Source organism: Photorhabdus heterorhabditis (assembly GCF_018448905.1).
Taxonomy (GTDB): Bacteria; Pseudomonadota; Gammaproteobacteria; order Enterobacterales; family Enterobacteriaceae; genus Photorhabdus; species Photorhabdus heterorhabditis.
Genome location: NZ_RCWA01000037.1, coordinates 30,575 through 43,773, shown reverse-complemented (window position 1 = coordinate 43,773; position 13,199 = coordinate 30,575). Strand labels below are relative to the sequence as shown.

Sequence of the window (13,199 nt, the reverse complement as noted above, 5' to 3'; positions counted from 1 at the left end):
GAAGCGAAACTGGGGTTATTACCCCGCCCTTATCAACATTCCCGAACAACTCAAGCCGCCTTTTCATTTCCTCATAGTCATCCCCTTTATCAAACAGCAAGGCAAACTGATAATTCCCTTTCTTACTAATTTCAAAATCAATTTTGACTGATTGACCAGACTTCGATACGTCAATCGGTCTGTATATATCAATGAACTTAGAGCAGGCCATTAATAAAGTGCAGCTCATAAAAACAATAATATTTCGCCAATTTTTAAATCTTTCGTGTATATGTAATACTTTCATTTCATCACTCCAAATAAAGTAAGACTGCGATAAACCATCTTTAACCATTAACAGTCACTTATCTCAAACACGAAAAACGGTGAATATGGCGAACCGGGTTCACAAAGCTGTTCTTACGACCCGCCGTTTTCTCACCGCTCTCTCAGACTTTCATCTATATGCTGCTGCAATGGACTCAAGAAATAATCGATCACGCGACGTTGATCGGTTTTTATTTCTGCCGTGATTGACATGCCCGGAGACAGCGCGACTCGCTGACCGTTAACCATCACGTGATCAGACTTCAAGCGAATACGGCTGCTATAGATGAGCCCATGCTTTTCATCCTCGATGGCGTCGTTTGATACGTTGAGCACTTCGCCGTCAACAGTGCCGTACTTGGTGAAAGTGAAGGTTTCCACCTTGACGGTAACCGGTTGACCAACATGGACGAAACCTACATCCTTGTTTTCCAGCATGGCCTCCACTTCTACCGGTTGATCTGCGGGGACGATGACCATCAGCGGCTGAGCAGGTGTCACCACGCCACCGACAGTATGGATAGCGAGTTGTTGAACTGTGCCGGCCACCGGGGCTTTAAGATTGGTCAAGGTTTCTTGGTAACGGGCCTTCGCCAGCTCCTGAACCAAAGTCGCTGCCTTTTTGTTGGCTTCCTGTTGCAGGTCGAGCATGGCGCGGCGATTTTGCGCAACAACAGCCTCACGCCGACGTCGCGCCTCGTCCTGAGCAGCGGCATGCTGTAAGACACTGGCCTGCTGTACGCTTAACTGACGTTGCATATCCAATCGCGTCTGCTCTTTTTCCAGATATTCATGCCGCGACACATACTGTTTCGTCAATAACCGTCGGTAATCTTCGGCTAATCGTGTCGCAATCGGTAGCGTTTTTCGCAGGCTAGCCACCTGGGCTTCGGCAGACTGGATTTCGGCGCTGCGTTGGAGGATTTCTGCGTCCACCAACTCCAGGTTGCTGCGGTATTCCTGGTATTGTCCTTGAAGCCAGCGTTGGGCACTGAGCACCTGCTCAGGGTTGGCGTTGTCAATCGTGCCTACCAGCGACGCTGGCGACTTTTGTTGATTGATCGCGTCGAGCATGGCGGCACTCCGCGCACTGTCGATACGAGCAGCCAGCAGCTCGCTCTGAATCCGGCTGACTTCGGCGCTCGCCGCCGTCGGATCGAGTTCGACCAACAATTCGCCAACTTTCACCGACTGACCGTCATTGACGTGAATCGCTCTGACCACCGCCGTTTCGCTAGATTGAATCAACTTGGTCTTGCCATTGAGAACAACCTTTCCCGGGGCAATAGCCACGACCTCGATTTTGCCGATGTAGGCCCAGAGCAACGCCAATACAGCGAAACCCATAATGCCCCAGGTGAAAATCCTCGGGGCTGGGTGCACCGGTGTTTCCTGCAACTCCAAAGCCGTCGGTAAAAACTGTAATTCATGAGCCAGTCGCGGCGACACGTCCATGTTTTTACGTTGGCGCCAAGACTGACGCCACGCGTGACGATAACGCTGCAATAAGGAAAGGGTGGCGCTCATTTGAAATTATTTTCCCTAAATCGGAGTATGTTTATCTTGGTCACATCTACCTCTGATGGTGTTATTAACCCTTGATTATGTTATTAACCATTGATTACGTTATTAGCCGTTTGCATCGTACGTTCTGGAAATGGGAGCCTTTCAGCCTTGCTGCATTCGATACAGTCGTGAATAGTGGCCGTCCTGACGCGCCAGTAACTCGGCGTGAGCCCCCTGTTCAACGATCTGCCCGCGATCCATCACAAGGATACGATGCGCGTCGCGTACAGCAGACAACCGATGAGCGATAATGATGACCGTGCGTCCCTTGCAAATGCTTTGCATGTTCTGCTGCACCACCCGCTCAGACTCGTAGTCCAGCGCACTGGTCGCCTCGTCAAAAATCAAAATGCGAGGATTGCCGATCAAGGCTCGGGCAATGGCTACCCGTTGCCGCTGACCGCCAGAAAGTGACGCGCCGTGCTCACCCACAATGGTGTCGTAACCTTCGGGCAGTTCAAGGATGAATTCATGAGCTCCAGCCATGCGGGCGGCGTGCATGACCACTTCGAGCGGCGCACCCGGATCGCTCAAGGCAATGTTTTCACGAATACTGCGGTTGAATAGCATATTGTCCTGCAATACCACGCCAATCTGCCGGCGCAGCGAGGACACATCAGCCAATGCCAAGTCCATGCCATCGACCATGACCCGTCCGCGCTCCGGAACATAGAGCCGCTGCAACAAACGGGTCAGAGTACTTTTGCCGGAACCGGAGCGGCCCACTACACCAATGATTTCTCCTGCACCAATGACCAAGTTGACTCCGCGCAACACCTCAGAACCATCAGCCCGATAACGAAAATGCACCTGTTCGAACTCTACCTGCCCCTTGAGCGGCGGCACCGTGCTACGTGTAGCCTGAGACAATTCAGTACGGGAATTGAGGATGTCTCCCAGACGCTGCACGGAAACCCCGGTCTGCTGGAAGCTGGTCCACAGTTGCGCCAGGCGCATGATCGGGCCACTGACACGGCCGGCCAGCATATTGAATGCGATCAGCTCCCCCACCGATAGCTGCCCCTCTATCACGAGATGCGCACCGAGCCAGAGTGTAGCGACCGTCACTAACTTGCCGATAAGCGAGACGCTTTCATTGGCGATAGTGGATAAGGTCTGTGTTTTGAAACCTGCGGCAACATAAGCCGCCAGTTGGTTATCCCACTTGCGGATAGCCTGCGGTTCAACCGCCATTGACTTTAGGGTATCGATGCCATTGACCGTTTCGACAAGGAATGCCTGATTCTCAGCATTGCGTGTGAAGCTATCCTGTAATCGCTTACGCAAGAGAGGTGTAACCAACCCTGAAACTAGTGCATAAAGCGGCAATGATAACACCACAACGAGAGTCAACCAGCCGCTGTAATAGAACATCACAAGGATGAATACCAGAGAAAAAAGCACGTCGAGCATCAAGGTAATGGCGTTGCCGGTGAGGAAGCTACGGATGTTTTCCAGTTCGCGTACACGAGCCACAGAATCACCGACTCTCCTTGCCTGGAAGTAAGCCAACGGCAGATTAATCAAGTGCCGAAACAGACCCGACCCCAACTCCACATCAATACGGCTGGTCGTATGAGCAAACACGTAGCTACGCAAACCGCTCAAGGCCGACTCGAACAACATGATGCCCAGCAATCCTACCGCGACAACATCCAGTGTGGTTAGGCCGTGGTGTACCAGTACTTTGTCCATGACCACCTGAAAGAACAACGGAGTCACCAAGGCAAACAACTGCAAGGCAAAAGACCCCAACAAAACTTCACCCAACAACTTGCGGTATTTGACGATAGCCGGGATAAACCAAGTGAAGTCAAAGCGCGAAGTCTCTCCAGGCAGACCGTTACTTGAACGCACAAGCACCAGTTGCCCTGTCCAACGCTGCTCAAGCTGTTCGAAGCTGATAACTTCGGGGCGCGCCGAACGTGGGTCCTGAATCAGAGCCTGTTCTTTATCCAGTTTAGCCAAAATAAAAAACTTTCCATCTCGGTCAATGGCAATGGCTGGCAAGGGAGTATGTTCAAGTCTGACAAGTGTTGTGTGTACAGCCTTGGCTTTCAACCCTGAATGACGGGCAGCCAGCAGCAGCTCTTTCAGGGTAAGACCTTGGCTGGAAGTGGAAAATTCGTGTGAAAGTTGTTCAGTCGATATAGCGATATTATGAAACCTAGCCAACATAGCCAGGCAAATCAGGCCGGTATCCAGCTCCGAGGAAGAATGGGGTGGCTCAGTACTCATTTCATTATCTTGCATCAGACAACTTAATCCTTAAATCAAAAATCTGGATATTCATCTCACCCCTAGCAAGCTATCCAGACATATCCGCAATCCGTTTAGTAAACAAATCACAATTTATATAATTAGGCGTTTATATCATCAGATAATAATAAATTTCATTTAATACATTCACAAACTGTGACATTAACCACACAATAATATTAAAATTTATTAAATTTATAATTTTTCCGCTTACATTGATAACAAAATATAAACATCAACAATTTGATTCAGTCATTGCAACTATTTTTGAATCTTTTGAATCGGTGAAATTAAGATATCGATCGGTATATAGCCATCACGATGAAACTAATCGGTATTACCGACTGGACAAAGCGGCTAATAATCGCTCAACAAAAAAGACTAGAAAAGATATTTCAATTATAAACTAGCCAAAATTTGGCATACAGGTAGGTTTAAGACACATTTATCTTGTATAGGCTAGCTTATTGCACGAGAATTTTTCAATCACCCAATCGAGAACTTTTTACAAAAATAAAAAGGCATATTTACCGAAGTCAGCACGGTAAATCAGAAATCTCATTAATAACATTAATGATATACTTATCAGAATTAAAAACCCCAATCCAACAACCGAGCAAACAATGATCAAAAAACGTCAAGGAATATATGACCACATCATTAATATATAAATTTTTTTGCACAAATCAATCTATCAAAGCAAGCGCTAATCCGTCTGTAAGCTAAGCCGCTCTGCTAATCCACTGCGCCTTTGAGTGGGAGTTTGAATGGCCTGACGTAATACCGCATCATGTGCATAAAGAGTCAGCTTTTCTCTAGCCCGAGTCATCGCTGTATAGACCAGTTCTCGGCTAACAACCGGTGTAAACTGCGTTGGCAGTACCAGAGCCGTGTGTTCAAATTCTGAACCCTGCGATTTGTGTACGGTCATCACATATGCTGTTTCATGCTGTGGCAAACGACTTGGCTGAATGCCTTTAATCTGTCCATCAGGTAGTTGAAAATAAGCACGTAGTTCATTATTTTCATCCCTGAGCATAATACCGATATCACCATTAAACAGGCTAAGTGTGCTGTCATTACGGGAGATCATAATGGGTCGGCCTGCATACCCACGGCTGAAAATCCCAGTAGGACGACGGATAAGCCCCTGACGATGTAATAGCTGTTCTATACGCTCATTAAGTCCACTAACACCAAATGGCCCTTCTCTAAGTGCACATAACAGGCGGTAGCGGTTAAATTCATCCAAAATCGCTTTAACAGATGCTTGCTTTGCGACCAATTGCAAATAAGAGCGATAACCCGATACTGTTTCAATCAACAACCGCTGATAATCCTCATCATCAAACAATCGGTAAAAACAAATATCATTCAATGGCTGTTGCAGAATAGAGAGAGCTTGCTGGCTCTTTCCCTGATTAACTGCCGCAGCAAGTTGACCAATCCCCGAATCTACATCAAAACGATAACTTCTGCGCAAAAGGCACAAACGGTCACGAACTTCAGGAACATTCTCCTGTTCACCTGCAACTAACTGGCATCCAGTCAATCGGCTTAGCTGTTCTGCCCTTACTGCGCTATATCCCATCTCAGCAAAACGGCATATATCTCCCAATACAGCTCCAGCCTCCACTGACGCCAATTGATCACGATCACCAAGCAAGACAATTTTTGCATAGGACGGCAACGCATCAATCAACCGGGCCATCATGGGTAAATCCACCATTGAAGCTTCATCCACCACCAATACATCCAAACTCAATGGGTTATCTCGGTCATAGCGTAACCGTTGGCTATCCGGCTGAGCCCCCAATAAGCGGTGAATCGTCTGAGCCTGATCTGGCATAGATTCAAACTGTTTCTCCGTCAGAGGAAGCTTTCTGACAGCACTGTTAAGAGATTCCGTTAATCTGGCCGCTGCTTTTCCCGTCGGAGCAGCCAGTCGGATCACCATATTTTTATCAGGATTAAGTTTGATTAAGGCCGCCAATAACTTAGCAACAGTGGTTGTTTTCCCGGTTCCCGGCCCACCAGAGATAACCGAGACTCTGCTAGTTGCCGCGACAGCAGCAGCCATCTTTTGCCAGTCCATGGCCTCACCAGATGGCGTAAATAATTCGTCCAGAATCGCTCTCAGTTGCTCTTCCTGAATATTATCAGTTGATTGATTGGCAGAGAAAAACGCTGCGACTTGGCACTCACTTTGCCACATCCTTTGCAAATAAAGTCGGTTATGTGAAAGAACAACGGGTGCTGGCTGGGAACCATCACTAACAGCTGCACAATGCTCCAATGCCTCGCGCAAATTCGGCTCATCAGGGTTCCCCGCAACTTGCCATAACTGTTCTGCAAATTCACGTTGCCGCCCATCAAAAAAATATTCAGGCATTATCCGGTTAACCGGTAGACAAACATGACCAGCCCCGGCCTCAGCACTCAACAATGCCATCACCAACAACAGAGCAGGATCTTCATCCCCAATCAATGCATGAGCAAACTGTAAATCCAATGGACGCAGAAGCCTGAGATCTACTGCCTGTTGTAATAATGAAATCATCAGTTTTTCTCTTTCTCAGGTTGTTCATTGCCACCGAAAAGCAGATCCAAAGCATTAACAAATTCGGCTGATGGCCGACAACTAAAAATACCATTTCCCGGTTGTTGTTTATCAATTCCTCTCAAGAACAGATAAATCACTCCGCCAAAATGTTGTTGGTAATCATAATTAACCAATCTGTGACGCAAGTAACGATGTAGTGCAAGTGTATAAAGCTGATATTGCAGATCATAACGATGCTCAATCATAGCGGTTTCCATCGCTTCACGAGTATACGCTTGGCTACCATTTCCCAACCAGTTTGATTTGTAATCCAACACATAGAACCGATCTTGCCAACAGCAGACTAAATCAATAAACCCTTTCAGCATCCCTTTCACCTGATGAAACGCCAATTGGGGACAACGGGCAGAAACAGGGTCATAACGACGCGTCACGGCATCTAGCTCCTGAGATCGCAAAAGTTGCTCAACTGGCAGATAAAACTGCATTTCATCCTGCTGGTGATGAAGAGGAATTTCTGAAAGCTGCATCCCGTCACTATTCAATGGGGTCGTAAAAACCTCTGCCATCCATTGCTGTAATATCCCACTCCAATGTTCATCAAACCCGGCTGATTTCAGCTGTTCAGCCAACCATTTCTCATCAGGTAATTGGCTGAAATTCAGCTCTTCTAATATCGAATGCAAAAAAGTGCCGGCAGAAGCTCCCCGTGGAAACGTATGTGGTGTCATTTCAAGTTGTTCTGCTATTTGTTTTTCACCATTGGCGTCAACATCCAACTTTGGTGCAATAGACTGAACAATCACATCTACAGATTCTTCTCCAGCAAAATAAGAGGAAGCACTGCCACGATGGACAACGGAGTTTTGTAAACCGGAATAACTGGTAATACGCCAGTCATCCTGAATGCTGCGTTTAAATTGCTTCGCCGACAACACCAAATCATGTTGGCTTTGTGACTTCCAGGGATGCTCACCAATGTCATTGATTGATGATACGACGATTCCATCCCCACTTAATTCTTTAAGGCATGTCGTCAAAAAATCAGCATCACCTTTAGCACCATTTTGCAGAAGATAACCCAGAGCGCACTGATGCAGATCGGTATCCCCGATCTTCTTCTTATTGCCTTTTATCAGCGGAGCCACGCCGACACTGCAATGGTAAACAGAACGCGTCAGTGCGACATAAAGTAAACGTAAATCTTCGGCCAACCGTTCTTGCTCAGCCAGTTTGATAGTTTCCTCATCAGGGAAAATATCAAGACAAGCATTAAAGCTTACACGATCATGATATATCGCCTGTTTCTGCGTTCTGAAATTACAGGCAAATGGCAACCATACCAGCGGGTATTCCAGACCTTTAGATTTATGGATAGTACAGATTTGTACCAAATGACGATCACTTTCCAGCCGCATCTGCTGGTTTTCTGATTGTGGATCAGGATGAGATATTTGCTGAGCTAACCAACGAGTGACTGCATGTTCACTATCGAGTTGTAAAGATATCTCTTGCAACAACTCACCAATATGCATTACATCCATCAAACGTCGTTCACCGTCATAACTGGCAAGTAAGTTCTCAGCAATACTATGGTTTGCCATTACCGCCCGTAACATAGGCAGTACTCCACGACGCTGCCACAGACGAAAGTAACCATCAAACTCATCAACTAGCTGATCCCAAGCTTTTTCATCATGATTCAGTTTGTCTATCTGCCGAGCAGTCAAACCAAATAAACCACTAGCAAGCGCACTTCTCAAAACCCGTTCTTTCTCTGGCGACAACACAGCTTGCAATAACCAAAGAATATCCTTTGCCTCTGCGGTATCAAATACACTCTCTCGGTTAGAAAGAAATACAGAAGGGATAGATAACAAGTTAAGTGCATCACGGATCAGTATGGCTTCTTTTCTGCTACGCACCAGAACCGTGATGTCAGCCGCAGTAACAGGCCGAACCTTCTCATTTTTATGTAACAGAGCATGCCCTTCACTGCCAGCTTGCAACCAATCACGAATTTGTGCCGCACAGAATCGTGACATCGTTTGCTCGTAATCTCCGGTAGAAACACCTTCCCCTGGCTGCAACCAGAAATTCAATGCGGCCTGCTCCTTAGTATCATAGCTAAAAGCAAGTCCCCGGTTTTTCTCCGCCGCAGAAACCTCGACAAAAGGGATCTGTTCAAACAAGAAGGGATTTTCTGAACGCATAAACAACTTGTTTACTGCCTGTACCATTGAATCAGCAGAGCGCCAGTTTGTCTCCAAAGTATAGTGAGCACTTACCTGAGAGCGGGCGCGGATATAAGTGAAGATATCTGCGCCACGGAATGCATAAATAGCCTGTTTGGGATCGCCGATAAATAACAATCCATTTTCAGGCTGATTGCCATAGATGGTGTGGAAAATCCGATATTGCTGTGGGTCGGTATCCTGAAATTCATCAATCAACGCAACCGGATAGCGCTGACGGATCGTCTGGGCAAGCAAATCACTACCTGGACCTTTCAGAGCATCATCAAGGCGGGTTAATAAATCACCAAACCCCATATGACCACGTATTAATTTTTCCTGACGGATTGACTGGCGAATCTCAATAATAGCTCTGGAGATAATCAAATCACGTAAAGTCAGTGGTTGCTGATACAAATTATCTATCGCAACAAAAAGTGAATGCTCAGGTGCATCACCTTTTTTTGTCTTTTCTACTAATACCGACTGCCGGAATTTCTCCAGCTCTTTTGGTAACTGATAATCCTCTGTAGGTTCCTGGGCCCAATCAGTAACTCTGTTCAGCCAGTTTGGTAAGTGCTTACTACTATAACTTCTTTTATCTACACCAGAACCCGCGATTAAATCATGCAACTCTCCGACAACTTCATTCCATTGACATTTAACTCCATAAATCAACTGCGTAATTTTCTCATGACGGCTTAACAGCGTTTCATCACTGTTTGGCGCATCAACGATATATGGCATATCCCCTTGCAAATAAGGATGTAATTCAGCCAACAATGCTTCCGGCCCACTCCAATCCTGGCTGATAACCTGAGCCATTGATAACGATAATGGATAGCAGTGGCGCCGCCAGAAATCGGCACATCCCTGCCTCTCTAGTGGATGTTCATCCTGAATTAATGTCTGTTCAAACAATATCCCGGACTCAAAGGCATTATGTGCCAGCATTCTCTGACAGAAGCCATGAATGGTATAAATCGCGGCCTCATCCATCTGTCGCTCGGCAGCCAGCAACCAGATAGTGGCTTGCTCTCTATCCGAAATTTCATCCAGTAGCTGTTGATAGGCAGACTCTGAATCTTCTACTCCGTTTCGAATACAAGCAAGGCGAAGTTCATGAATGTTTTCACGGATACGCCCACGTAACTCATCTGTTGCTGCCTCAGTAAATGTCACCACCAGGATTTCTTCCACGCTTAAAGGCCGTGGAAAAGCAGCATCTTTCCCCAGCCCAAGTAGAAGACGGAGATATAAAATACCAATGGTGTAAGTTTTACCCGTCCCGGCAGAAGCTTCGATCAGCCGCTGACCATTCAGCGGCAGAGTTAATGCATTAAGCTTGTGGGCAGATACCTCTGTGATCACCGAGCTTTTACCTCAACAGGTAACTGTTGCTGAAATTCAGTAACATCATGATAGGTTTTCCAACCTTTCAATTTCGCATATCCATCTGAGTTCCCTGATTTACCAATCACTTGTGAAATAAATGACAGCCCCCGATGTTTGTTTACGGCATCCCGGTAAAAATTAATCAGTTGTTTCTGTGTGGTTTTCTTTAGTACCTCAAGCATTTTATCTCTACTGTCGAAACTAAAGTTATTACGACTGAAATCACCAGAGAAACGGGCAACTTCGGCATAGAACGTTTGCGGCGGTTGCTGACTTTCATTAATCAGTGCGTTCTTGTACTGCTCAAAATCAGTTTGGGACATGTCTTCCAGTTTACTGCTCGCCTTTTGGTAGAAATCCTGATAACGCTGATTCAGATATTTTGGTTGCTTGCTATTACTTTGTAATAGAAAACCCAGCCCCCACTGTTCCCCAACACGGGTATTGAAAGCAAACACTGCATATCCCAGTTGTTCTACTGTTCTCAGCTGCTCATAGAACCACGGCTTGAGCATATTGCTTAGTAGACTCGAATAAGCATAACCCTCTATACGGTTATAACCGTTCGGAATATAAATTTCTGCCAGGGCACTATCAGTACTGCTACCAACACGCTGAAAATTAACTTGGTAATTTTTATCAATCACCACCTTATCCCCACTCCACCAGCTATTTCCTTGATTTGCCAGTTGCTTATGGGCAGATTCAGCAATCACTTTGCTCTGCTGTTCGGTCAAGTTTCCAATTATCATCATCTGCAAAGCAGAATTTTTTATTAATTCATGACGATACTCAACAATATCCTGAACGGTGATAGCTTCCAATTCTTTCAAACGAACGGACTGTTCTGTGTAAGGCACCACAGAAAGACGTTTCAGCGGCTGCATAGCCATGTCATAAGCTTTACCGTTATTAGAAACCTCTATTTGTTCACGATACCAAGATTTAGCTTGCTCCAGTTGATTCTCAGTTGGCGCAAACGCCATGTAATCATTAATTAAAGAGGTTAGAAGTTCCGGCAGACGCTGAGTGTAACCACTTACTCCTAATTGCAGCCCGTCTGCTGAACCAGTCGAAATACTCATTCCTGCAACAGAAGCCTGATAACCAAGTTGATCAAGGGAAAGCAGCGCCAGATAGTCAAGTAAAGAGAAAGTTACCTGCTTACGAGCGCTATTCAGACTTTCGGCGTTGCGCAAATCAAGAGCGATACTGGCTTTCGGTTCATCAGCAAAATACTGGCTTGGCATATAAAGCAGACGAAAATTCTGCTGTTCAAGAATCATCTCTGGATGTTTCTGATTTTTACCTGCCTTTATTAACTGCAAGTCATCGGGAATATAAGGATTTGGCGCAGGTAGAGAAAAGTTCATCTGTTTTTCTAACTGTTGCCATTTCACCATTTGTTGTGATGTGATTCGATCAACTTGATAAGGTGCCTGAACAAAATAAGCCTGTTTATTGTGTGGCTCTTTTGGACTGATATACCAGATACGTGCATTCTCAGGGGTCAATTCATCAAGTCGGTTGACGATTGCTTTTGGATTATAGTCATCAGCCAAATAACCGGCATTGAGTACATTAGAAACAGGAACCCGCAGCATAGCATCCGATAACCATTCGATATAATTCATATTACGAACAATAGAGCCGTACTGGAAAGACAGGTTCAAAACCTTAGCGATTTCATCAAAATAGCTTTTCTGAATGCCTTTTTGTTTTAGCAAATGAATATAAGTGAAAATAGCAGCAACGACCTGATCCCGCTGTTCCAGTCCTTTATCTGTCAAGGTAACATAAATAAAAAATATACCTTTGTTGCGGTCAACCATCGGTTCAGCTCCGGCACTGATACTTTCTGCCAGCCCCTGAGTTTGCAACCAGTCTGATAATGTATTCAGGCTACGATTACCAATCATATAACCGAGATATTCATCCGTTTTACTGCGGAAATCAGCACTGTTATTGTCAATACTGAACTCTAATTGCAGCGCTTTTTGCGGCTGAGCAGGAACATAATGGATGACAATCCCTTTCTCTTTTTCTGTTACTGCTGGGACAGTAATAGCGGGCACACTGGCTTTTCTGTCAGGTATCCGACCAAAAGTATCAACAGCTATCTGAGTTAGTTTATCGATAGACTGATTGCCGTAAATGACACCTTTCATCAGATTGGCTGAATAATAGCGTTGATAGAAATCCACTAGCTCTGTCTGCAATTTACTCCCTGGTTTATCTTTCAATGTTTCTAGATTACCACCAGAAAAACGAGCATTTGGATGCGCAGGATTCAAGGTTTCTGATCGTATTTGAGCAACCCGCATCCCATCACGAGAACGCGCCATTGTCAGCTCTGCATTGACGGCATTTCGTTCCCGATCTGCATTGACTGGGTCAAGCAAAGGTTCTGCCAGTGCATCAGCCAGACGATCTGTCGCATTAGCTAACGCTTTATTTTCCACTTCAAGGTAGAAAGCGGTGCGATAAGAAGCAGTGCTGGCATTATAACTACCACCGTGTTTTTGCAAAAACTCAGATAAACTGCCCGACTGTGGATAACGCTTAGACCCCATCAGAACCATATGTTCCAGATAATGAGCAAGCCCAAGCTGGCTGTCAGGGTTTTCCATACTACCAACTGGAATTGCTACCGCTGCCAGAGATTTCGTTGCCTTTTCATCAGACACCAGCAAAACCGTCATATTGTTTGCTAATTTTATTCCCTGATACTGACGATGGTCATTTTCGCTTTTATAAATTGTCTCTTGCAGTGGCTGCCACTGTTGTGTTTTCGCATAGCTTGCCGTTCCCCAAACAAGCAGGAACATCACAACAATCATGCGGATAAAATGTTTATGCATTATCTGGTATTCTCC

General features: G+C 45.7%; 6 protein-coding genes. All 6 read right to left on the bottom strand.

Annotated features, from left to right (window positions below; translation table 11 throughout):
* A partial coding sequence (locus tag EAE89_RS18510; protein WP_244866608.1) for a DUF5625 family protein occupies nucleotides 1–286 on the bottom strand: 286 nt, incomplete at its 3' end.
* A 131-nt stretch (nucleotides 287–417) separates the two neighbouring features.
* Nucleotides 418–1,833: an HlyD family type I secretion periplasmic adaptor subunit gene (locus EAE89_RS18505; RefSeq protein WP_054479835.1), complete on the bottom strand. Its 1,416-nt coding sequence runs from the start codon at nucleotides 1,831–1,833 to the stop codon at nucleotides 418–420.
* A gap of 141 nt (nucleotides 1,834–1,974) precedes the next feature.
* A complete protein-coding gene (locus EAE89_RS18500) occupies nucleotides 1,975–4,125 on the bottom strand; it encodes a type I secretion system permease/ATPase (RefSeq protein WP_149616070.1) in 2,151 nt (716 codons plus the stop codon).
* Nucleotides 4,126–4,837: 712 nt separating this feature from the next.
* On the bottom strand, nucleotides 4,838–6,691 hold the full coding sequence (gene recD / locus EAE89_RS18495) for an exodeoxyribonuclease V subunit alpha (protein WP_214086378.1): 1,854 nt from the start codon (nucleotides 6,689–6,691) through the stop codon (nucleotides 4,838–4,840).
* Nucleotides 6,691–10,296 carry an exodeoxyribonuclease V subunit beta gene (gene recB / locus EAE89_RS18490; protein ID WP_339423439.1) on the bottom strand — a complete coding sequence of 1,202 codons (3,606 nt, stop codon included), beginning with the start codon at nucleotides 10,294–10,296 and terminating at the stop codon, nucleotides 6,691–6,693. The genes recD and recB overlap by 1 nt, the downstream gene beginning before the upstream one ends.
* Nucleotides 10,296–13,184, bottom strand: a complete 2,889-nt coding sequence (gene ptrA / locus EAE89_RS18485; RefSeq protein ID WP_214086376.1) for a pitrilysin — start codon at nucleotides 13,182–13,184, stop codon at nucleotides 10,296–10,298. Before ptrA ends, recB begins: the two co-directional genes overlap by 1 nt.
* Nucleotides 13,185–13,199: the final 15 nt, after the last annotated feature.

Bases quoted from the DNA above. Each gene is read 5' to 3' on its own strand.
- ptrA (WP_214086376.1), bottom strand. From the start codon at position 13,184: ATGCATAAACATTTTATCCGCATGATTGTTGTGATGTTCCTGCTTGTT.
- recD (WP_214086378.1), bottom strand. From the start codon at position 6,691: ATGATTTCATTATTACAACAGGCAGTAGATCTCAGGCTTCTGCGTCCA.
- EAE89_RS18505 (WP_054479835.1), bottom strand. From the start codon at position 1,833: ATGAGCGCCACCCTTTCCTTATTGCAGCGTTATCGTCACGCGTGGCGT.
- EAE89_RS18500 (WP_149616070.1), bottom strand. From the start codon at position 4,125: ATGCAAGATAATGAAATGAGTACTGAGCCACCCCATTCTTCCTCGGAG.